General features: G+C 69.9%; 20 protein-coding genes and 1 pseudogene. 16 read left to right on the plus strand and 5 right to left on the minus strand.

The window, feature by feature from the left end:
• Positions 1–84: 84 nt before the first annotated feature.
• Positions 85–1,374: a phenylacetate--CoA ligase PaaK gene (gene paaK / locus OG395_RS46155; protein WP_327248257.1), complete on the minus strand. Its 1,290-nt coding sequence runs from the start codon at positions 1,372–1,374 to the stop codon at positions 85–87.
• A 267-nt stretch (positions 1,375–1,641) separates the two neighbouring features.
• On the opposite strand from paaK, the gene OG395_RS46160 reads away from it, so the two are divergent.
• Positions 1,642–3,210, plus strand: coding sequence for an alpha/beta fold hydrolase (locus OG395_RS46160; RefSeq protein WP_327249677.1), 1,569 nt, complete (start codon positions 1,642–1,644; stop codon positions 3,208–3,210).
• On the opposite strand, the gene OG395_RS46165 is transcribed toward OG395_RS46160, so the two are convergent.
• Positions 3,197–4,825, minus strand: a complete 1,629-nt coding sequence (locus OG395_RS46165; protein WP_327248258.1) for an FAD-dependent oxidoreductase — start codon at positions 4,823–4,825, stop codon at positions 3,197–3,199. The two genes, OG395_RS46160 and OG395_RS46165, sit on opposite strands and share 14 nt — an antisense overlap.
• A 268-nt stretch (positions 4,826–5,093) precedes the next feature.
• On the opposite strand from OG395_RS46165, the gene OG395_RS46170 reads away from it, so the two are divergent.
• The 7 genes from OG395_RS46170 to OG395_RS46200 all read left to right on the plus strand — a co-directional run bounded on the left by OG395_RS46170 (position 5,094) and on the right by OG395_RS46200 (position 10,390).
• On the plus strand, positions 5,094–6,212 hold the full coding sequence (locus OG395_RS46170; RefSeq protein ID WP_327248259.1) for a SchA/CurD-like domain-containing protein: 1,119 nt from the start codon (positions 5,094–5,096) through the stop codon (positions 6,210–6,212).
• Positions 6,213–6,288: 76 nt separating this feature from the next.
• The gene (locus OG395_RS46175) at positions 6,289–6,714 is read left to right on the plus strand and encodes a cupin domain-containing protein (RefSeq protein ID WP_327248260.1); all 426 of its coding nucleotides are present in this window, start codon (positions 6,289–6,291) and stop codon (positions 6,712–6,714) included.
• Positions 6,711–7,979 (plus strand): beta-ketoacyl-[acyl-carrier-protein] synthase family protein, encoded by a 1,269-nt coding sequence (locus OG395_RS46180; RefSeq protein ID WP_327248261.1) that lies wholly within the window; start codon positions 6,711–6,713, stop codon positions 7,977–7,979. The genes OG395_RS46175 and OG395_RS46180 overlap by 4 nt, the downstream gene beginning before the upstream one ends.
• Positions 7,976–9,226, plus strand: a complete 1,251-nt coding sequence (locus OG395_RS46185) for a beta-ketoacyl synthase N-terminal-like domain-containing protein (protein WP_327248262.1) — start codon at positions 7,976–7,978, stop codon at positions 9,224–9,226. The genes OG395_RS46180 and OG395_RS46185 overlap by 4 nt, the downstream gene beginning before the upstream one ends.
• Positions 9,227–9,241: 15 nt before the next feature.
• Positions 9,242–9,499 (plus strand): acyl carrier protein, encoded by a 258-nt coding sequence (locus OG395_RS46190; protein ID WP_266989585.1) that lies wholly within the window; start codon positions 9,242–9,244, stop codon positions 9,497–9,499.
• A 1-nt stretch (position 9,500) separates the two neighbouring features.
• On the plus strand, positions 9,501–9,980 hold the full coding sequence (locus tag OG395_RS46195; RefSeq protein ID WP_327248263.1) for an SRPBCC family protein: 480 nt from the start codon (positions 9,501–9,503) through the stop codon (positions 9,978–9,980).
• Positions 9,981–10,057: 77 nt separating this feature from the next.
• On the plus strand, positions 10,058–10,390 hold the full coding sequence (locus OG395_RS46200; protein ID WP_327248264.1) for a TcmI family type II polyketide cyclase: 333 nt from the start codon (positions 10,058–10,060) through the stop codon (positions 10,388–10,390).
• 70 nt (positions 10,391–10,460) lie between these two features.
• Here the strand turns inward: OG395_RS46200 and OG395_RS46205 are convergent, their stop codons facing one another.
• The 3 genes from OG395_RS46205 to OG395_RS46215 all read right to left on the minus strand — a co-directional run bounded on the left by OG395_RS46205 (position 10,461) and on the right by OG395_RS46215 (position 14,403).
• Positions 10,461–11,519 (minus strand): methyltransferase, encoded by a 1,059-nt coding sequence (locus OG395_RS46205; protein ID WP_327248265.1) that lies wholly within the window; start codon positions 11,517–11,519, stop codon positions 10,461–10,463.
• A gap of 33 nt (positions 11,520–11,552) precedes the next feature.
• Positions 11,553–12,626, minus strand: a complete 1,074-nt coding sequence (locus OG395_RS46210) for a right-handed parallel beta-helix repeat-containing protein (RefSeq protein WP_266989593.1) — start codon at positions 12,624–12,626, stop codon at positions 11,553–11,555.
• Positions 12,627–12,774: 148 nt separating this feature from the next.
• Positions 12,775–14,403: an acyl-CoA synthetase gene (locus tag OG395_RS46215; protein ID WP_327248266.1), complete on the minus strand. Its 1,629-nt coding sequence runs from the start codon at positions 14,401–14,403 to the stop codon at positions 12,775–12,777.
• A gap of 168 nt (positions 14,404–14,571) precedes the next feature.
• Between OG395_RS46215 and OG395_RS46220 the strand changes: the two genes are divergently transcribed.
• From OG395_RS46220 to OG395_RS46255, 8 genes and pseudogenes are all read left to right on the plus strand, one after another.
• Positions 14,572–15,372 carry a crotonase/enoyl-CoA hydratase family protein gene (locus OG395_RS46220; protein WP_327248267.1) on the plus strand — a complete coding sequence of 267 codons (801 nt, stop codon included), beginning with the start codon at positions 14,572–14,574 and terminating at the stop codon, positions 15,370–15,372.
• Between the two features lie 15 nt (positions 15,373–15,387).
• Positions 15,388–16,329 carry a Zn-ribbon domain-containing OB-fold protein gene (locus OG395_RS46225; protein WP_327248268.1) on the plus strand — a complete coding sequence of 314 codons (942 nt, stop codon included), beginning with the start codon at positions 15,388–15,390 and terminating at the stop codon, positions 16,327–16,329.
• On the plus strand, positions 16,330–17,382 hold the full coding sequence (locus OG395_RS46230) for a thiolase domain-containing protein (RefSeq protein ID WP_327248269.1): 1,053 nt from the start codon (positions 16,330–16,332) through the stop codon (positions 17,380–17,382).
• Entirely contained in the window at positions 17,375–18,541 is a 1,167-nt protein-coding gene (locus tag OG395_RS46235) for a thiolase domain-containing protein (protein ID WP_327248270.1), read from the plus strand. Before OG395_RS46230 ends, OG395_RS46235 begins: the two co-directional genes overlap by 8 nt.
• Before the next feature lie 105 nt (positions 18,542–18,646).
• On the plus strand, positions 18,647–18,889 hold the full coding sequence (locus OG395_RS46240) for a DUF397 domain-containing protein (RefSeq protein WP_266989605.1): 243 nt from the start codon (positions 18,647–18,649) through the stop codon (positions 18,887–18,889).
• Positions 18,838–19,338 (plus strand): annotated as a pseudogene (locus OG395_RS46245) (ABATE domain-containing protein); the annotation flags it as partial. The gene OG395_RS46240 and the pseudogene OG395_RS46245, both read left to right, overlap by 52 nt.
• Before the next feature lie 234 nt (positions 19,339–19,572).
• Positions 19,573–20,004, plus strand: a complete 432-nt coding sequence (locus OG395_RS46250) for an ACT domain-containing protein (RefSeq protein WP_266989613.1) — start codon at positions 19,573–19,575, stop codon at positions 20,002–20,004.
• Positions 20,005–20,027: 23 nt separating this feature from the next.
• Positions 20,028–20,528: a hypothetical protein gene (locus tag OG395_RS46255; RefSeq protein WP_327248271.1), complete on the plus strand. Its 501-nt coding sequence runs from the start codon at positions 20,028–20,030 to the stop codon at positions 20,526–20,528.
• Positions 20,529–20,596: the final 68 nt, after the last annotated feature.

Raw genomic sequence — 20,596 nt, forward strand, 5'->3', positions numbered from 1 at the left:
ACCGGCGGGGCGCCGGACGACTCGACGTGACGGCCCGGCTCCCCGCGAACACACGGCAGAAGTGGGCACCGCCGTCCCGGTGCCTCAGCGCTCGCCGCGGTCGTCCACGATCCGCTTGAACTTGCCGACCGACCGCTCCAGCGTCTCGGGATCGACGATCTCGACCCCGACCGACACCCCAATACCGTCCTTGACCGCCGCCGCGATCGCCCGCGCAGCATGTGCCCGCTGGTCCGGTGTCGATTCCGCCCGCGCCTCCGCCCGTACCGTCAGCGCGTCGAGACGACCCTCGCGGGTCAGCCGCAGCTGGAAGTGCGGTGCCACGCCCGGCGTACGCAGCACGATCTCCTCGATCTGGGTCGGGAAGAGGTTCACCCCGCGCAGGATCACCAGATCGTCGCTCCGCCCGGTGACCTTCTCCATCCGCCGGAAGGCCCGGGCCGTGCCGGGCAGCAACCTGGTCAGATCCCGGGTCCGGTACCGGATCACCGGCATGGCTTCCTTGGTCAGCGACGTGAAGACCAGCTCACCGTCCTCGCCCTCCGGCAGTACCTCACCGGTGAACGGGTCGACGACCTCCGGATAGAAGTGGTCCTCCCAGATGTGCAGCCCGTCCTTCGTCTCCACGCACTCCTGGGCGACCCCTGGGCCGATCACCTCCGACAGCCCGTAGATGTCGACCGCGTCGATCGCGAACCGCTCCTCGATCTCCCGGCGCATCTCCTGTGTCCACGGCTCGGCGCCGAATATGCCGACCTTGAGCGAGGTGGTACGCGGATCGACGCCCTGGCGCTCGAACTCGTCGAGCAGCGTCAGCATGTACGAGGGTGTGATCATGATGATGTCGGGCCGGAAGTCCTGGATCAGCTGCACCTGGCGCGACGTCATGCCACCGGATGCCGGGATGACCGTGCAGCCGAGCCGTTCCGCCCCGTAGTGCGCGCCGAGACCGCCGGTGAACAGGCCGTACCCGTACGCCACGTGGACCTTCTGTCCCGGACGGCCGCCCGCGGCCCGGATGGAGCGGGCGACCACGTCCGCCCAGGTGTCCAGGTCCCGCTGCGTGTAGCCGACCACGGTGGGACGGCCGGTCGTCCCGCTGGACGCATGGATGCGCCGCACCTGGTCCTCCGGCACGGCGAACATGCCGAACGGGTAGTTGTCCCGCAGGTCCGCCTTCGTCGTGAAGGGGAACCGGGCCAGGTCGGCGAGCGAACGGCAGTCGTCCGGGCGCAGCCCCGCCTTGTCGAACGCCGCTCGGTAGAAGCCGACATGGTCGTACGCGTGCTGCAGCGTGGCGCGCAGCCGCTCCAGCTGCAGCGCCTGCAGCTCCGGGCGGCCGAGCCGCTCCGCCGCATCCAGCAGAGCCGTCATCCGGATGTTCCTCTCCCGAGTGGACGACCGATCATTCGGTCGATCGTTACGGGAGTAGTAATTCAGGATGTCCCGCAGCATGGCAAGAGGGGCCGACGCATTCGTGCCCAGCCCCTCCGGTCCTCCGGTTACGCGTGGACCGGTGACCCCGCCTCGTGGCGGACCGCGGCACCGCCCGGGATTCCGCCCAGGAGTCGTCCCACATCCTGGATACGCTCATACCGAACACAGCTGCATCACGGCAGGTGTCCTGTTTGGATGGCGTACATGCCGACCTTCCACGCATACGACGGGACCGGGATCGCCTACCACCTGCTGGGGGAGGGCGAGCCGCTGATCTGTGTGCCCGGCGGGCCGATGCGGGCCAGCGCCTATCTCGGCGACCTGGGCGGACTCGCCGCCCACCGCCAACTGGTGCTGCTCGATCTGCGAGGCACCGGGGACTCCGCCGTTCCGGACGACCCATCGACCTACCGCTGCGACCGGCTCGTCGACGACGTGGAGGCACTGCGCGCCCACTTGGGGGACGAACGCATCGATCTGCTCGCCCATTCCGCATCCGCCAACCTGGCCGCGCTCTACGCCGCCCGGCACCCGAAGCGGCTGCGCACGCTCACCCTCGTCACCCCCGGCACCCGCGCCGCCGGTATCACCGTCACCGACGAGGACTGGCGGGAGGCCTCCGAACTGCGCCGTGACGAACCGTGGTTCGCGGAGGGCCGGGACGCGCTGGAGTCCATGTGGGCGGGGCGGCGTTCCCTCGGTGACGCGTGGCCCGCGATCGAGCCGTTCACGTACGGACGGTGGGACGCCGCCGCGCGGGCGCACGCCGCCGCAGCACCCGATCAGGCCAACTCCGATGCAGCTAAGGCCTATTACCAGGACGGTGCGTTCGACCCGGTCGGCACCGTCGCCGCCCTGCGAGGCGTCACGGCGCCCGTGCTCGTCCTCGCGGGGGAGTACGACGGAGGACCCACCCCGGACCGCGCCGCCGAACTGGCCGCGCTGTTCCCGAACGCCGAGTTCGCCGTGCAGCGCGGCGCCGGGCACTACCCGTGGATCGACGACCCGGGCGCCTTCGTCCGCACCGTCAGCGCCTTCCTCGACCCAGGGGTGCGCAGCGTCCAGGCAGGAGGCATTCGCCTTGCCTACCGGGTGTGGGGTGAGCCGTCCGCTCCGCCCGTCGTCCTTGTCCACGGGCGCTGCGGGTCCAGCCGCACCTGGAAGGAGATCGCGGAACAACTCGCAGCCGACCACCGGGTGTACGCGCTCGACTTCCGTGGCCACGGCCTCAGTGACTGGACCGGCCGCTACTCATTCGAGCTGTTCCGCGACGACCTGCACGCCTTCCTGGAGGCCCGCAATCTGTCCGGCGCCACCGTCGTCGGACACTCGATGGGCGGCGTCGCCGCGTTCCTGCTCGCCGAACGGGAACCAGCGCTGATCGGCAGGCTCGTCCTCGAGGAGGCCCCGTCGCTCATCCCGCTCGATACGCCGCGCCCGCCCGCCCAACGTCCCGACACGGAACTCGACTTCGACTGGCCGGTCGTCCCGTCGATCGATGCCCAGCTGAACGACCCGGACCCGGCGGCCCGCGAGCGCCTCGGCGAGATAGCCGCCCCGACCCTCATCATCGGCGGGGGTCCCGAAAGCCACCTCGCACAGGACCAACTTGCCCGGATGGCCCGGCAGATCCCCGACTGCCGGCTGGTCACCATCGACGCCGGACATCTCGTCCACACCGCCCGGCCGGCAGAGTTCCTTGCGGCGCTGCGGTCGTTCGGCATGGACCGAGACATCGATGAACCGTTCGCCGGCGGCTTCAGCCTCGGCTGAGCAGGGAGGACAGTACGTCGTACAACGTCGTCTCAGGGTCGGTGACCGAACCTTCCGACCGCCAGGCCACGAAGGCGTCGGGGCGCACCAGCACCGCACCCTTGGCACTCGTACCGTGCGCCTGTGCCCAGTCCGCCCCGTTCTCCGGCTCCAGGTCGGAGCCGGCGCCGATGCCGAACGCGTCGAGCCGCACCGAAAGCCGGTCGGCCACGCGCGCGGCCGCACGGCGCCACGCGACATCCGCGCCGTCGCTCAGCAGCACGAACGACCGCTCGTACAGGTCCAGTGTCGACTTGCGCTCACCCGCCTGACGGACCCACAGGTGTGGTGCCCGGGAGCCGGGGTCGCCGTTCAGCCGCAGCCCTTGCGGCACCACCGGCTGTTCGGCGTCGACACCCACCACGGCGCCACGGACATAGCGGTAGCCCAGCGCCACCGGCAGCAGGCCGCCCTTCTTCCCGCCGCCCACACCGGGAGCCGGGGCAAATCCGGGGTGGCTGTGCTCCGCGGAACGGGACGAGGCCCGCTCGCTCGTTGCCCGCGCCACGGGCAGCCGTTCCGCCTCGTAGGTGTTCAGCAGCCCCGGACCGGCCTCACCGCGCAGCACGGCGGCGAGCTTCCAGGCGAGGTTGTGCGCGTCCTGGATACCGGTGTTGGAGCCGAACGCCCCGGTCGGCGACATCTCATGGGCGGAGTCCCCGGCGAGGAAGACTCTGTCGCGGCCGTACCGTTCGGCGACCCGCTCCGCGGCGTGCCACGGGGCCTTCCCGGTGATCTCCACGTCGATGTCCGGTGCACCGGTCGCCCGGCGGATGTGCTCCGCGCACCGCTCGTCGGTGAAGTCCTCCAGCGTCTCGCCCCGTTCGGGCTGCCACGGCGCGTGGAACACCCACTCCTTCTCGTTGTCCACCGGCAACAGAGCACCGTCCGCCGCGGGGTTGGTCAGGTAGCACACGATGAAACGCCGGTCGCCCACCACGTCGGCGAGCTTCCGCGAGCGGAAGGTGATGCTCACGTTGTGGAACAGGTCGCCGGGTCCCGACTGACCGATCCGCAGCTGCTCCCGGATGGGGCTGCGCGGACCGTCGGCCGCGATCAGGTAGTCCGCACGGACGCTGATGTGCTCACCGGTCTCCCGGTTCTTCAGTGCGGCGTCCACCCCTGAGCCATCCGGGTCGAACGTCATCATCTCGGTGGAGAACCGGATGTCGCCGCCCTGCTCACGGGCCTGCGCCAGCAGCACCGGCTCCAGATCGTTCTGGCTGCACAGGCACCAGCCGCTCGGGCTGAACCGCGCCAGCCCGCCGCCCGGGTCGATCTCCTTGAACAGCCACTCCTGGTCGTCGCCGGTCAGCGAACCCGCCTGGAGGATCCCGTGATTTTCCGCGAGCACCGAAGCGGCCTCCCGGATCCGCTGTTCGGCTCCCGCCGTGCGGAACACCTCCATGGTCCGTACGTTGTTGCCGCGACCACGCGGGTGCGTGGAAGTGGCCGGGTGCTTCTCGACCAGCAGATGCTCGATGCCGAGCCGGCCGAGGAAAAGTGATGCGGACAGACCCACCAGGGAGCCGCCCACGATGAGGACGGGTACACGAAGGTCGACGTTCTCGTTCATCAGTTGCTCCAGCTCCGACGCCGTACAGATGCATTGTTCATGCCCTTGTGGGAGCCGTTCGGACGGCTCAGGGGCGGCTGCTCACCTGAACGGTTCATAAATCTCGCGTCGGCCGGACCAGCGTTTCACGATCGGTCACGGAGACGCAGCCCGCGGTGCGGGGGCGGACGGTACGCATCCGCCGGGAGATTCCCTGCTCCGATTCCATTGGACAACCGACGGCCTGCCATCCAGGTGGACGCCACGCCGTCTCGAAGGAGAACGACACATGACCACCCTTTCGGAACGGATCTCGCAGTCCGCCTTCGACGGCTCCAGGCTGCGGGTCGTTCTGCTGCTGGATCTGCACGACGGAGCCCAGAACCAATTCCTCGAGGCGTACGAGCACCTGCGCAATCAGGTGGCATCCGTGCCCGGGCACATCAGCGACCAGCTGTGCCAGTCGATCGAGAACCCCTCGCAGTGGCTCATCACCAGTGAATGGGAGAGCGCACCGCCCTTCCTCGCCTGGGTCAACAGCGAGGAGCACGTCCAGACGGTGCAGCCCCTGCACAGCTGCGTACGCGACACCCGGTCGCTGCGCTTCTCCGTGCTGCGGGAAACCGGGAGCGCCTTCGAGGGCACCCCCGAGGCCGCCAAGGGCAACCTGCAGTCCGCCCCCCGGCTGGGCGACGGCGTGGTCCGCCACGCCCTCACCTTCACCGTGAAGCCCGGCAGCGAGGACGTCGTCGCGAAGATCCTCGCCGACTACGATTCCCCGAAGGCGCGGGTCGACGAGCACACCCGGTTGCGCCGTACCTCGCTCTTCATGCACGGAAACCGGGTCGTCCGGGCCGTCGAGGTCGAGGGGGACCTCCTTGCGGCGCTGCGCCACGTGTCCCGTCAGCCCGAGGTCAGGGCCGTCGAGGAGGCCATCAACCCGTACCTGGAGCAGGACCGGGACCTCAGCGACGAGAATTCCGCCCGGGTGTTCTTCACCCGGGCGGCTCTGCCCACGGTCCACCATGTCACCGCCGGTCGGCAGAACCCCGCGGACATCCGCCGGCACGCGCTGTTCTACCAGGCCAAGGAGGGGTGCGGCATGGCGCTCGCCCGGCTGCTCGCCGGCAACGACGAGGAGGCGGCCGAGGACCGGAACAGCCCGATCGACAGCAGCACCATCTTCCAGCGCGACGACATCGTCGTGCGGCTCCTCGAACTGGTCGGCCCGCTGGACGCGCAGCCCGCTCAGGCGCTGGGCATCGACGACCCCGCCAAGGTGGCCAGGCTCGGACGACTCCTCGACGGCGGCGTCAACCCCGCGCCGACCAACGGCCAGGAGATCTCGCGCTTCCTCAAGAAGTCCGAGATGACCCTGATCACCGATCGGCGGGCCGCGGATTCCTGAACCGCGCGTCAGCACCCTGGGGGGTTCTCGCTCAACCCGTCAACACCACGCGCACTGCGCCAGGAGGAAAGCAGTCATGACCACGCACCGGCCACGCATCGTGGACCTCAGTGAGACCCAGCCCAACCGCAGGCGCGGAGGCGACCTTCGCGCCATGCTCACGCCGACCGCGGTGGGTGCCACCAGCGGCTTCATGGGGCTGGCCATCGTGCAGCCCGGCGACCGCATCGGCGAGCACTACCACCCGTACTCGGAGGAGTTCGTGTACGTCGTGAACGGTCTCCTGGAGGTGGACCTGGACGGGGAACCGCATACCATGCGGCCCGACCAGGGCCTGCTGATCCCTCCGTATGTACGTCACCGGTTCCGTAATGTGGGCGACGTGGAAGCGCGCATGGTCTTCCACCTCGGTCCGCTCGCCCCGCGTCCGGAACTCGGTCACGTCGACACCGAGACCGCCGACCGGGCCGCGCCGCCAGAACGAACCGAGGCGGCTTCATGACCCGGCGCGTGGCGGTCACCGGAGTCGGTGTCGTCGCCCCGGGCGGAATCGGCGCGCGGGCCTTCTGGGACCTCCTCGCCAACGGACGCACCGCGACGCGCGGCATCACCCTGTTCGACCCGGTGGGATTCCGCTCCCGGATCGCCGCCGAGTGCGACTTCGACCCCGCGGCCCACGGCCTCGACGAGGACGAGATCGCCCGCTCGGACCGGTACGTCCAGTTCGCGCTCGTCGCCGCCAGGGAAGCCCTCGGCGACGCGGGGCTCGACCCGGAGAAGGTGGACCCATGGCGCATCGGGGTGTCGCTCGGCACCGCGGTCGGCGGCACCACCCGACTCGAGCACGACTACGTCGCCGTCAGTGGCAGCGGCGCCCGCTGGGACGTCGACCACCGCCCGGCCGGCCGCCATCTGGAGCGGGCCTTCTCACCCAGTTCCCTCGCCTCGGCTGTCGCCGAGCAGGTCGGCGCGCACGGCCCGGTGCAGACCGTCTCGACGGGCTGCACCTCCGGCCTCGACGCGATCGGGTACGCGTTTCACTCCATCGAGGAGGGGCGGGTCGACGTCTGCATCGCCGGGGCGTCCGACTCGCCGATCACCCCGATCACGGTGGCCTGCTTCGACGCGATCAAGGCGACCTCCCCGAACAACGACGACCCGGAGCACGCCTCCCGGCCGTTCGACGCCCGCCGGGACGGCTTCGTCATGGGCGAGGGCGGAGCCGTACTCGTCCTGGAGGAGCTGGAACATGCCCGCGCCCGCGGTGCCACCGTGTACTGCGAGATCGCCGGCTATGCCACCTTCGGCAACGCCTATCACATGACCGGGCTGACCCCCGAGGGACTGGAGATGGCCGAGGCCATCAACCGGGCCCTCGGTCATGCCCGGATAGACGGCTCACAGATCGACTACGTCAACGCGCACGGATCCGGCACCAAGCAGAACGACCGTCACGAGACGGCGGCAGTGAAGAGGGCCCTGGGCGCGCACGCCTACGAGGTGCCCATGAGCTCCATCAAGTCCATGGTCGGTCACTCGCTCGGCGCCATCGGCGCCATCGAGATCGCCGCCTGCGTGCTGTCCCTGGTCAACCAGACAGTGCCGCCGACGGCGAACTACGAAACCCCGGACCCGGAGTGCGACCTCGACTACGTGCCGCGTGACGCACGGCCCCGAAAGCTGCGCAGCGTCCTGTCGGTCGGCAGTGGATTCGGTGGATTCCAGTCCGCCGTGGCCCTGACCAGAACAGGTGGGAGGACACCATGAGCACCCGAAAGGCCCGGCGCACCGTCGTCACCGGCATCGGTGTCGTCGCCCCCAACGGCACGACCACCGAGTCGTTCTGGAAGAGGACGCACGAAGGGATGAGCGTCCTCGACCACGTCACCCGCGAAGGGTGCGAGCACCTGCCGCTGCGGGTCGCAGGCGAGGTCAGGGGCTTCGACCCGGTGGACCTGATCGAGGAACGCTACCTCGTGCAGACCGACCGGTTCACGCACTTCGCGATGGCCGCAGCGGATCTCGCCCTCGATGACGCCCGGATCGGCCGGGCCGACTACGAGGGCGACCCGTTCGCCGTGGGAGTGGTGACCGCTGCCGGCTCCGGCGGCGGCGAGTTCGGCCAGCGCGAGCTGCAGCGGCTGTGGGGACAGGGATCCAATTACGTCGGCCCCTACCAGTCCATCGCCTGGTTCTACGCGGCAAGCACCGGCCAGATCTCCATCCGGGGCGGATTCAAGGGGCCGTGCGCCGTCGTGGCCAGCGACGAAGCGGGCGGTCTGGACGCATTGGCGCATGCCGCACGGTCCATCCGCGGCGGTGCCGACGCAGTGGTCGTCGGCGCCGCCGAGGCACCTCTGGCCCCGTACTCGGTCGTCTGCCAGCTCGGGTACGAGGACCTCAGCGTCTGCGACGACCCCGCCCGGGCCTACCGCCCCTTCACTGCGGACGCGTGCGGCTTCGTACCCGCGGAGGGCGGTGCCATGTTCGTGGTCGAGGAGGAGGCCGCGGCGAACCGCCGCGGGGCTCGGGTCAGGGCCGAACTGGCCGGCCACTCCGCGACGTTCACCGGGGCGTCCCGGTGGGAGGAGTCCCGGGAGGGGCTCGCCCGGGCGATCAGCGGTGCCCTGCGGGAGGCCGACTGTGCGCCGGAGGAGATCGATGTGGTCTTCGCCGACGCCCTCGGCGTACCCTCCGCCGACCGCGCCGAAGCACTGGCCATCGCCGACGCGCTCGGCGGGCACGGCAAGCGGGTACCCGTGACGGCGCCCAAGACCGGTATCGGCCGCGCCTACTGCGGGGCACCGGTGCTGGACGCGGCGGCCGCCGTACTGGCCATGGAGAACGGCCTGATACCTCCGACCCCGAACGTCGTCGACGTGTGTCACGAAATCGATGTGGTCACCGGCCGGGCACGCCCCGCCGAACTGCGGACGGCGCTCGTGCTGAGCCGCGGCCTCATGGGTTCGAACGCGGCCATCGTGCTGCGGCGCCCCACCGCTATCCACGCGTGAGAAGGAGAAGCCCTCATGAACGATCCACTGACCTACCAGGAGCTGGCTGCGCTGATGAAGAAGGGCGCGGGAGTCAGCGTCGACCCGCAGGAGATGGAGAGCCGACCCGCGTCCGGCTTCGACGAGTACGGCCTGGACTCCCTCGGCCTCCTCGGCATCGTGGGCGTGCTGGAGAACCGGCACGGCAGGCCGCTCCCGGCTGACGCCGACCGGTGCAAGACGCCCCGTGAATTCCTCGACCTCGTCAACCACACCCTTATGACAGGAGCCTGAAGTGTCCGGACGCACCGAGAACGAGATCACCATCGCCGCCCCTCTCGACCTGGTCTGGGACGTGACGAACGATCTGGAGAACTGGCCGCGGCTCTTCAGTGAGTACGCGGCCGTCGAGGTCATCGAACGGGACGGCGACAGGACGAAGTTCCGTCTGACCATGCACCCCGACGAGAACGGCAAGGTGTGGAGCTGGGTCTCCGAGCGCACCGTCGACCGCGCCGGCCGCAAGGTCGTCGCGCGCCGCGTCGAGCCGGGCCCGTTCCAGCACATGAACATCCGCTGGGAGTACTCGGAGGTACCCGGCGGCACGAAGCTCCACTGGGCGCAGGACTTCGCAATGCGGCCCGACGCACCCGTGGACGACGCGTGGATGACCGAGAACATCAACCGGAACTCGCGTGTCCAGATGGAACTCATCCGGGACAAGATCGAGCAGCGCGACCGCGAGCGCCGTACCGCCCCGGTCAACGCCCGCTGACCCCCTGCCCGCCCGTGGCCGGCCACCCCGCCGCCCCGGCGGGGTGGCCGGCCTGGTATCAGAAAGGCATCCTGCCCATGCATCACGCTCTGATCGTCGCCCGGATGGCGCCGGAGTCGGCGCCGGACATCGCCGAACTGTTCGCCGCCTCCGACGGCGGCGAACTGCCGCACCTCGTCGGAGTCAACCGGCGCAAGCTGTTCCAGTTCGGCGACGTCTATCTGCACCTGATCGAATCCGACCGCCCGCCGGGTCCGGAGATCGCCAAGGTGCACCAGCACCCGGAGTTCCAGGACCTCAGCGAGAAGCTCACCGCCTTCATCAGTCCGTACGACCCCCAGACCTGGCGTGGTCCGAAGGACGCGATGGCCCATGAGTTCTACCGGTGGGAGCGCGACTCCAGCGACTGAGGCACACCAACGATCGCCCCGGGTCCGGCTTCAGAGCCGGACCCGGGGCGATTCCGTGAGGCGAAACGGTTCAGCTGGGCACGATGCACTCGAACGCGTGCAGATATCCGTTGACCGGGCTGATGTCGTCGACGATCAGCCCCGCTTCCTCCATCCGCCCGATCAGGCTCTCCTTGGTGTGCTTCGCACCACCGACATTGAGGAGCAGCAGCAGGTCCATGGCGGTGGTGAACCGCATCGACGGGGTGTCGTCGACCAGGTTCTCGATGATCACGACCCGGGCACCCGGGCGGGCCGATGCCATGACATTGCGCAGGGTCCTGCGCGTGCTCTCGTCGTCCCATTCCAGGATGTTCTTGATGATGTAGAGATCCGCCTCGACCGGGATCGCCTCGCGGCAGTCCCCGGCGACGATGCTGGTCCGTCCGGCGAGCGCTCCGCCGTCCCGCAGCCGGGCATCGGCGCGCGCGACCACGCCGGGCAGATCCATCAGCGTGCCGCGGACCTTCGGGTGCTTCTCCAACAGGCTGGCGAGCACGTGCCCCTGACCGCCACCGATGTCGGCGACCTCGGACACCCCGGCGAGGTCGAGGAGTTCGGCGACATCCAGCGCGGACTGCATGCTGGAGGTGGTCATGGCCCGGTTGAAGATCTGCGCCGACTCGTGCGCGTCCTCGTGGAGGTAGTCGAAGAACCCCTTCCCAAACACGTCGGGGAAGACGCTCGTGCCGGAGCGCACCGCGTCGTCCAGCCGCGGCCAGACCTCCCAGGTCCAGGGCTCGGTGCACCACAGGGAGATGTACCGCAGGCTGTTCGGGTCGTCCTCGCGCAGCAGCCGGGACATGTCGGTGTGGACGAAGCTTCCGTCGGCGGTCTCGGCGAAGATTCCGTAGCAGGACAGGGCGCGCAGCAGCCGGCGCAGCGGCGCCGGCTCCGCGTTCACCTCCGCCGCGAGCTCGGCTGCGGTGGCCGGCGTCTCACCGAGCGCGTCGGCGACACCAAGCCGGGCCGCCGCGCGCACGGCCGCGGCGCAGGCCGCGCCGAAGACGATCTCGCGCAGCCGCATTCCCGGCTGCGGGGTGTGCAGAGGAGTGGTGGGGATGGGGGTGGTGGTGCTCACGGTGGTCATACCGTCTCGCTTCTTCTCGTGCGGGGGTCGCGGTCAGCACATGCCAGTCGGTGCGGACGTCGCGCATGTGTTGCCGACGAAGGTGTTGTTCCGTCCGGCTTCCTGGTTGGCCAGGTCCGCGGGCCGGTTGCCCAGCACCACATTGCGGCTGATGGTGTTGCCGGTGTTGTGGGCGCCCACGAAGCTCTTGAACAGCACGAGGCCGCCGGAGAGCGGGGTGGCGCCGACGTTGTTCCGGATCGTGTTGTCGCGCACCTTGGTGTCCACGGTGCCGGTGAGGACGATGCCGGAGCCCTGAATGGCGGGGAGCCGGGGGGTCGCCGCGCAGAACTTGTTGTTGTCGGTGATCCGGTTGTTGTGGATGGTCATCACCCCGGCCTGCGGCTTGCCCTCGTCGCCGACGACGAACATGCCGCTGCAATTGCCGGTGGCGGTGTTGTCCCGGACGGTGAGGTTGCGGACCCGGCGGGCGGTGATGCCGATCCGGTTGTTCGTCAGCGTGTTGCCGCGGAGCTGCGTCCCGTGGGTGTCGGTGGCTCCACCCTCTTCGGCCACGGTGTTCGCGACGAAGATGCCGGCGTCGCCGTTGCCATGGGCGGTGTTGCTCCGGAGCTCGGAGCGGGTCGACCTCTCCTGGGCGATGCCCCAGACGCCGTTGGTGTCGGAGGTCACCTGCCGGACCTTCAGACCGTCGGTCCAGGAAGCCCAGATGCCGTTCTTCTTGAATCCGGAGACGGTGAGGGAGCGGATGCTCACACCGTCGACGGTGTGACCGGATGTGCCCAGTACGCAGACGCCGCTGCCGGCTTTCGCACAGGCGTTGCCGGTCTTGGTCCCGGTCGAGGCCGGCTTGATGACGGTCTTGGCCCCGGTGCCTCGCAGGGTCAGCCCCTGCTTCTTGATCAGTACGCTCTCGTGGTAGGTGCCGGGCTCGACGACGATGGTGTCACCCGTTCGGGCGGCGTCGACGGCGGCCTGGATCGACTGGCCCGGATGGACCGTGCGCACAGCCGGAGTGGCGGCGGAGACGGACGGTTCGGCGCAGGCCACCGCGGTGGCCGAGACGACTGCCATGCACACGAGGTTGGTGATGTGGCTTTTCCTCATGAGCCGAAGCTATGGGCGATCGCCGCCCACTGCCACGCAGGGTGAGCGGACGAGCGTATCCCGTGCCCGAATGGCTTACGACCGGACGGCCGCGTCGCACGTCCGGGGGGTGCTCGCGGTATGGCGCATTCGGGTGACTCGGCGCGTCTCAGCCCTGAGCCCCGCTGCCGGGCGCCACGACGGAGCGGGCCCACCGGTAGTCGGCCTTGCCGCTCGGTGAGCGCTGGATCTGCGGGGCGATCACCAGCTGCCGGGGGATCTTGTAACCGGCGAGACGGGTCCGGCAGTGCGCCTGGACGTCGTCGAGCGAGGGCTCGGCCGCCCCTTCCCGCAACTGCACGACCGCCGCCACGCGGTTGCCCCACCGGGCGTCGGGCACACCCGCCACCAGTGCGTCGTACACGTCCGGATGGGACTTGAGCGCCTGTTCGACCTCCTCCGGGTACACCTTCTCGCCCCCGGTGTTGATGCACTGGGAGCCGCGTCCGAGGACGGTGACGATGCCGTCCTCGTCGACGGTCGCCATGTCGCCGAGCAGCACCCACCGCTCCTCGCCCTTGCGGAAGAACGTCTCCGCGGTCTTCTTCGGGTCGTTGTAGTAGCCGAGCGGCACGTGTCCCCGTTGGGCGATCCGCCCTGCCTCGCCGGGAGCCACCGGTTCGTATGTCGACGGATCGACTACCGCGGTGCGGGAGTTGACCTGGAGGCGGAAGCCGTTCTCCGGACCGGAGTCGGCCGTCGCCGTGCCGTTGAAGCCGGACTCGGACGATCCGAAGTTGTTCAGCAGCATCACGGTGGGCACCAGCGACTGGAACTCTGCGCGCACCGAGTCCGACATGATCGCGCCGGAGCTGGAGACGGAGAACATGGACGAACAGTCGGTGCCCTTCAGTGGTCCCTTCAGTGCGTCGATCAGCGGCCGCAGCATCGCGTCGCCGACCAGCGACACGCTGGTGACCTTCTCCTTCTCGATCGTCCGGAGCACCTCCTCGGGGACGAACTTGCGGTGGATGACGACCCGCTGCCCGAAGTTGAACCCGATGAACGCGGTGAGCGTCGAGGTGCCGTGCATCAGCGGGGGAGTGGGGAAGAACGTGATGCCGTCACCGCCCGCGGCCACCCGCTCGGCCAGCTCCTGCGGCGTCTTCACCGGTTCACCGGTCGGGGCGCCGCCGCCGAGGCCGGAGAAGAAGAGGTCTTCCTGGCGCCACATCACGCCCTTGGGCATACCCGTGGTCCCACCGGTGTAGATGATGAACTGGTCGTCGGCCGAGCGTGGGGCGAAGCCGCGCCCGGGATTCCCGGCCGCCTCGGCGTCGGCGAACGCCACGGCATCCGGACCGGGGGCGCCCGCCACGGGCGTGCCCACCCGTACGAGGTGACGGAGCTTGCGGGCCTTCGGTGCGGCGGCCGCGACCCGCTCGTCGAACTCGGTGTCGAAGACCAGTGCCGCCAGATCCGCATCGCGGTAGAGGTATATCAATTCCTCTTCCACGTAACGGTAGTTGACATTGACCGGCACCAGCCGCGCCTTGAGGCAGGCCAGTACGGTCTGGAGGTACTCGATGCCGTTGTAGAGGTGGAGGCCGAGGTGCTCTCCCGGCGTGAGGCCCGCGTCGATCAGGTGGTGGGCGATCCGGTTGGCGGCGGTGTCCAGCTCCGCGTAGGTGAGCCGGCGCTCCGCACCCGTACCGGGGTGGTCGAGGTGGACTAGCGCCTCGCGATCCGGGACCGCGTCGACGACCGACTCGAACAGGTCGGCAAGGTTGTACTTCACCGTTCCTCCTGACCCCGGGGCGCTGAGTGGCTCGGCGGTCATTAGAACGCCGACCGGCACAACTGGGAAGAGGTGCCGTGGAAGAAATCTGACTGACTGTCAGGAAACTATTGAACTGGACCCCGACCTACTGCAACCTGTTCTAGATCTGGAGACGGGAGGCAGGCAATGGGTGGTACGGAACACCTCACCGTGCGGCGCGAAGGCGCCACGCTGGTGCTCACCCTGAACAGGCCGGCGGCGAAGAACGCGCTCTCGCTGGCGATGCTGGTCGGGCTGTACGACGGCTGGCTGTCCGCCGACGAGGACGACGGCATCCGCTCGGTAGTCCTTACCGGCGCGGGCGGCACGTTCTGCGCCGGCATGGACCTCAAGGCCCTGGCGGGCAAGGGGATGGAGGGCGAGCAGTACCGGGACCGGATGACGGCCGACCCCGATCTGCACTGGAAGGCGATGCTGCGTCACCACCGCCCCCGCAAACCGGTCATCGCCGCAGTCGAGGGTCACTGCGTGGCCGGCGGCACCGAGATCCTGCAGGGCACGGACATCCGCATCGCCGGCGCGAGTGCCACCTTCGGACTCTTCGAGGTCAAGCGCGGACTCTTCCCCATCGGCGGCTCGACGGTCCGGCTGCCGCGCCAGATCCCCCGTACCCACGCCCTCGAAATGCTTCTCACCGGACGCCCGTACAGCGCCGACGAAGCCGCCCGTATCGGGCTCATCGGCCGAGTCGTCCCCGACGGCACCGCACTGGAGCAGGCCCTCGACGTCGCCGAGCGGATCAATGCCTGTGGCCCGCTCGCCGTCGAGGCCGTCAAGGCCTCCATGTACGAGACCGCCGAGATGACCGAGACCGAGGGCCTCGCCGCCGAACTGAAGCGCGGCTGGCCGGTCTTCGCCACCGCCGACGCCAAGGAAGGCGCCCGCGCCTTCACCGAGAAGCGCCCGCCCGTGTACCGGCGCGCCTGAGCCAAGGAGACAACCGTGCCCGACGTCCTCAGCGCACCGCTGGTGGTCGAGTTCCCCTTCACCCGCTCCCTCGGCCCCGTCCAGAGCGCCTTCCTCACCGGGCTGCGCGAGAGGACCGTCCTCGGCGTGCGGACCGCCGACGGAAAAGTCCTCGTCCCACCCGTCGAGTACGACCCCGTCACCGCCGAGGAACTCCGCGAACTGACCGAGGTCGCCACCACCGGCACCGTCACCACCTGGGCCTGGAACCCCGCCCCACGCCGCGACCAGCCCCTCGCCACCCCGTTCGCCTGGGTACTGGTCAAGCTGGACGGGGCCGACACCGCACTGCTCCACGTCCTCGACGCACCGGGACCCGGAGCAGTGCACACCGGCATGCGCGTCCGCATCCGCTGGTCCCCGGAGCGTACCGGCGCCATCACGGACATCGCCTGCTTCGAACCGTACGAGGGCGAGGTCGGTCAACCATCCCCGCACAACGGTGAGTTCGCGGATCCTGTCACCGGCATCGTCACCCCGGCCCGCCTCGACTACACGTACACCCCCGGCCGCGCCCAGAGCGCGTACCTCAAAGCCCTCTCCGAGCAACGCACCGTCGGCGAGCGCTGCCCGTCCTGCCGCAAGGTGTATGTCCCGCCCCGCGGCGCCTGCCCCACCTGCGGCGTCGCCACCGCCGAACAGGTCGAGGTCGGCCCGCGCGGCACCGTCACCACCTACTGCATCGTCAACATCAAGGCGAAGAACCTCGACATCGAAGTGCCGTACGTCTACGCCCACATCGCGCTCGACGGCGCCGACCTCGCCCTGCACGGACGGATCGGCGGCATCCCGTACGACCAGGTGCGTATGGGGCTGCGGGTCGAACCCGTCTGGACCGGGGAGGGCCGCCACCCCGACCACTACCGGCCCACCGGAGAGCCGGACGCCGACTACGACGTGTACAAGGAGCTGCTGTAGATGCGGGACGTAGCGATCGTCGCTTTCGCGCAGACGGATCATCTGCGGCGCACCGACGAACTCTCCGAAGTCGACCTGCTGATGCCGGTCCTCCACCAGGTCCTCGACGCCACCGGTCTGAAGGCGAGCGACATCGGGTTCACCTGCTCGGGATCCAGCGACTACCTCGCCGGCCGAGCCTTCTCCTTCACCATGGCGCTCGACGGCGTCGGCGCCCACCCGCCGATCTCCGAGTCCCATGTGGAGATGGACGGTGCCTGGGCGCTGTACGAGGCATGGGTGAAACTCCAGACCGGCGAGGCCGACACCGCTCTCGTCTACGCGTACGGGAAGTCCTCTCCCGGCGAAGTGCGCGACGTCCTCACCCGTCAGCTCGACCCGTATTACGTCGGCCCGCTCTGGCCCGACTCCATCGCCCTCGCCGCACTCCAGGCCCAGGCGCTGATCGACGCGGGCCACACCGACGAGGCCGCCCTCGCCGCGATCGCCCACCGCAGCCGCGCCGCCGCCGCGGACAACCCGCGCGCGCAGCTCTCGGGTTCGGTCCCGGCCGGTGACTACCTCGTACAGCCGCTCCGCACCGGCGACTGCCCGCCGGTCGGCGACGGCGCCGCCGCCGTGATCCTCGCCGCCGGTGACACCGCACGCGCCCTGTGCACCCGCCCCGCCTGGATCCGGGGCATCGACCACCGCATCGAGGCCCACAGTCTCGGGGTGCGCGACTTGACCGACTCGCCGTCCACCCGCCTCGCCGCCGAACGCGCGGGGGCCTTCGAAGGACCCGTGGACACCGTGGAGCTGCACGCCCCGTTCACGTCGCAGGAGGTCGTGCTGCGCAGGGCGCTCGGACTCGACGCCGGCGTCAGCGTCAACCCTTCCGGCGGGGCGCTCGCGGCCAACCCCGTCATGGCTGCCGGGCTGATCCGGCTCGGCGAGGCCGCGGCCCGCATCCAGCGCGGCGAGTCGGACCGGGCGCTCGCTCATGCCACCTCCGGGCCCTGCCTGCAACAGAATCTGGTCGCCGTCCTCGAAGGGGAGGCAGCTCATGCCTAAGGAGCCCGTGGCCGTCGTCGGCATCGGCCAGACCAAGCATGTCGCCGCCCGCCGGGACGTCTCCATTGCCGGTCTGGTCCGCGAGGCCGCCGTCCGCGCCCTGCAGGACGCCGCACTGACCTGGGCGGACATCGACGCCGTCGTGATCGGCAAGGCGCCGGACTTCTTCGAGGGCCTGATGATGCCGGAGCTCTATCTGGCCGACGCCCTCGGTGCGGTCGGCAAACCGATGCTGCGGGTGCACACCGCGGGCTCGGTCGGCGGCTCCACCGCACTCGTCGCCGCGAATCTGGTCTCCGCACGCGTGCATCGCACCGTCCTCACCCTGGCCTTCGAGAAGCAGTCCGAGTCCAACGCCATGTGGGGTCTGTCGCTGCCCATCCCGTTCCAGCAGCCGTTGCTCGCGGGGGCGGGCGGCTTCTTCGCCCCGCACGTGCGCGCGTACATGCGTCGCACGGGAGCGCCCGACACCGTCGGCTCGCTCGTCGCGTACAAGGACCGGCGCAACGCGCTGAAGAACCCGTACGCGCACATCCACGACCCGGACATCACTCTGGAGAAGGTCCAGGCGGCACCGATGCTCTGGGATCCGATCCGCTACTCCGAGACCTGCCCGTCCTCGGACGGCGCGTGCGCGATGATTCTCACCGACCGGGCCGGCGCGGACCGTTCACCGCATCCGCCCGCCTGGGTGCACGGCGGGGCGATGCGCAGCGAACCGACCCTCTTCGCGGGCAAGGACTTCGTGTCACCGCAAGCGGGCAAGGACTGCGCCGCCGATGTGTACCGTCAGGCCGGGATCGCTGACCCGCGCAGGGAGATCGACGCCGTCGAGATGTACGTCCCGTTCTCCTGGTACGAGCCGATGTGGCTGGAGAACCTCGGCTTCGCCGACGAGGGGGAGGGCTGGAAGCTCACCGAGTCCGGCGTCACCGAACTCGACGGCGATCTGCCGGTGAACCCCTCGGGCGGAGTGCTCTCCACCAACCCCATCGGTGCCTCCGGCATGATCCGCTTCGCCGAGGCAGCCCTACAGGTACGCGGGCAGGCGGGCGAACACCAGGTGCCGGACGCCCACAAGGCGCTCGGCCACGCCTACGGCGGCGGTGCGCAGTTCTTCTCCATGTGGCTGGTCGGAGCGGAACCGCCCACCGGCTGACCCGGCTGCCGTCCCGGACCGGCCGAACCACCCTTGGCCGCGGCCTGTCCGGGACCGCCGACGGTGGCTAGGCTTTGGCCGGGACGACGAGCGGGAGGAGCCGACGTGGCGGAGAGCACCACCACCCAGCAGCCCTTTGCCGGCTGGGACAAGCCGGACCTCGATCTCAGCAACGCGAACTGGCAGCCGGGTACTCAGGGGGCCGGGGATGTCCAGATCGCCTTCGTCGAGGGATTCATCGCGATGCGCAACGCCGGCAGACCCGGCAGCCCTTCGCTGATCTTCACCCCGGCCGAATGGCGGGCCTTCGTGGTGAACGCCCGCGACGGCGAGTTCGACCTCACCTGACGTCCGGCCTCACGCGAGGGCCGCCCCGCTGGGCCCACGGTGGGCCGGAGTCACGAGCCCATGTCCGAATCCGGCTCGCACTCGGCCTCGCCCTCACCATCCGTCACGACGGACGACGCGGCGTCGCCGACGACCTCGACACCGCCGCGGGGCTGACCGCCTGGGTGCGCGAGCGGCCCGACCTGCTCGGGCTCGCCCGGGCAGGTGAGGGCTGGACGGCCGACGAGGCGACCCTGGCCGTACGGTCCCTGCGCGCCGCCGTCCGGGCGCTCTTCGAGTGCCTCCGCCCCGACGTGCCGAGCCCCGCCGACGCGCGCAGCCCGATGCCCGTGCCGGGGGCATTCGACCGGCTCAACGCCGCGGCCGATGCCGCCCCGGCCGTCCCGTACCTGGAGTGGCCGGACGGCGGCCGCACCTCGCCTCCGGGCCACCCGACCGGGGGTACGCCGCGGGGGGACGCCCTGCCCGCTACCCTGGCCCGCGCCGCGGTCGGCGTCCTCGCCGGACCGGACCGTGCCGCTCTGCGCGCCTGCCAGGCCCCACGTGCGTCCGCTGCTTCGTCAAGGAGCACCCCGCCAGGAGTGGTGCAACACCGTCCTGCGGCAATCGCGCCCGGGTGGTCCGCCGGCCCGAGCGGCGGCACCGCACCCCGCTCTCCCAGGTGGCGCAGTAGCGTGGTGATCATGACTGGCGAGCGTGATCTTCGAACCCTGCTGAGCGGCCTGCGGCCGGAGCTGAATCCCGGCCGGTACGTCTTCACCACGGTGGCCGGCGGCGCAGTCCCCGCCGGAGTCACTCCCGTGGTGACGGTCGCCGAGCCAGAAGGGCTCACCCTCGTGATCGCGGAATCGGAAGCCCTGGCCGCAGGGCTTGCCTACGACTATGTGGCGGCCTGGATCACCCTTCGCGTCCACTCCGCCCTGGACGCAGTCGGACTCACCGCAGCCGTGGCGCTCGCCCTCACGGACGCGGAGGTCAGCTGCAATGTGGTGGCGGGCTACCACCACGACCACCTGTTCGTTCCCCACGCGCGTGGCACCGAGGCGGTGAGTGTGCTGCAGGCCCTCGCCGCGGAGTCCGACGGGAGGGTCTCCGGTCCCGGCTCCGCAAGGTGAGCCGGGACACGTAACATGTCTGCATGTCCTTCCTCCGCCGCCGTAGCGCCGCCACACCCGCGGGCCCGGATTTCGACGTCCTGGCCATGGACCCGGGCGACTGGCCCGGAAATCTCGGCGCCGGTCTGCTGCCCGCCCCCGACGGGACCTGTCAGGGCGTCTTCCTGCGGTACGACCTGTTCGGCGGCCGCGGACCCGCGATGATCATCGGCAATCTCCCGGAGGGCTCGCCCGCCCGCGAGACCGAGGAGGGCCAGGTCCCCTTCGAGGTGGCGCAGCTGCTGCTGGCGCTGGAGAACGACGAGCCGGTCGAGGTGACCGGCACCGATGACATGCCCGTGATGCAGGGCGACAATCTGCTGATCGTCCGGCGCGTCAAGCTCTCCGAGACCCGGATCTCCTGCGTCCAGTTCGACCGCAGCGATGGGGTGCTCGTCACCATCGCCAGCTGGGACCGGCCGATCACCGATGATCTGTACACCCTGCTGAAGCCGCTCCCGGCCGAGCTGTTCCAGCAGGGCTGAAACGTCCCTGCTTCTCCGACCCCGGCATCTCGCAAGGGCCGTCCGTGCAGATCGGGCGGCCATGGGGT

The sequence above is a fragment of the Streptomyces sp. NBC_01320 genome, from assembly GCF_035974375.1.
GTDB classification, from domain to species: Bacteria; Actinomycetota; Actinomycetes; order Streptomycetales; family Streptomycetaceae; genus Streptomyces; species Streptomyces yanii.

Coding starts and splice junctions, on each gene's coding strand:
- OG395_RS46185 (WP_327248262.1), top strand. CDS start 7,976: ATGAGCACCCGAAAGGCCCGGCGCACCGTCGTCACCGGCATCGGTGTC.
- OG395_RS46200 (WP_327248264.1), top strand. CDS start 10,058: ATGCATCACGCTCTGATCGTCGCCCGGATGGCGCCGGAGTCGGCGCCG.
- OG395_RS46250 (WP_266989613.1), top strand. CDS start 19,573: ATGACTGGCGAGCGTGATCTTCGAACCCTGCTGAGCGGCCTGCGGCCG.
- OG395_RS46175 (WP_327248260.1), top strand. CDS start 6,289: ATGACCACGCACCGGCCACGCATCGTGGACCTCAGTGAGACCCAGCCC.
- OG395_RS46170 (WP_327248259.1), top strand. CDS start 5,094: ATGACCACCCTTTCGGAACGGATCTCGCAGTCCGCCTTCGACGGCTCC.
- OG395_RS46190 (WP_266989585.1), top strand. CDS start 9,242: ATGAACGATCCACTGACCTACCAGGAGCTGGCTGCGCTGATGAAGAAG.
- OG395_RS46165 (WP_327248258.1), bottom strand. CDS start 4,825: ATGAACGAGAACGTCGACCTTCGTGTACCCGTCCTCATCGTGGGCGGC.
- OG395_RS46180 (WP_327248261.1), top strand. CDS start 6,711: ATGACCCGGCGCGTGGCGGTCACCGGAGTCGGTGTCGTCGCCCCGGGC.
- paaK (WP_327248257.1), bottom strand. CDS start 1,374: ATGACGGCTCTGCTGGATGCGGCGGAGCGGCTCGGCCGCCCGGAGCTG.
- OG395_RS46205 (WP_327248265.1), bottom strand. CDS start 11,519: ATGACCACCGTGAGCACCACCACCCCCATCCCCACCACTCCTCTGCAC.
- OG395_RS46210 (WP_266989593.1), bottom strand. CDS start 12,626: ATGAGGAAAAGCCACATCACCAACCTCGTGTGCATGGCAGTCGTCTCG.
- OG395_RS46255 (WP_327248271.1), top strand. CDS start 20,028: ATGTCCTTCCTCCGCCGCCGTAGCGCCGCCACACCCGCGGGCCCGGAT.
- OG395_RS46160 (WP_327249677.1), top strand. CDS start 1,642: ATGCCGACCTTCCACGCATACGACGGGACCGGGATCGCCTACCACCTG.
- OG395_RS46220 (WP_327248267.1), top strand. CDS start 14,572: ATGGGTGGTACGGAACACCTCACCGTGCGGCGCGAAGGCGCCACGCTG.
- OG395_RS46230 (WP_327248269.1), top strand. CDS start 16,330: ATGCGGGACGTAGCGATCGTCGCTTTCGCGCAGACGGATCATCTGCGG.
- OG395_RS46235 (WP_327248270.1), top strand. CDS start 17,375: ATGCCTAAGGAGCCCGTGGCCGTCGTCGGCATCGGCCAGACCAAGCAT.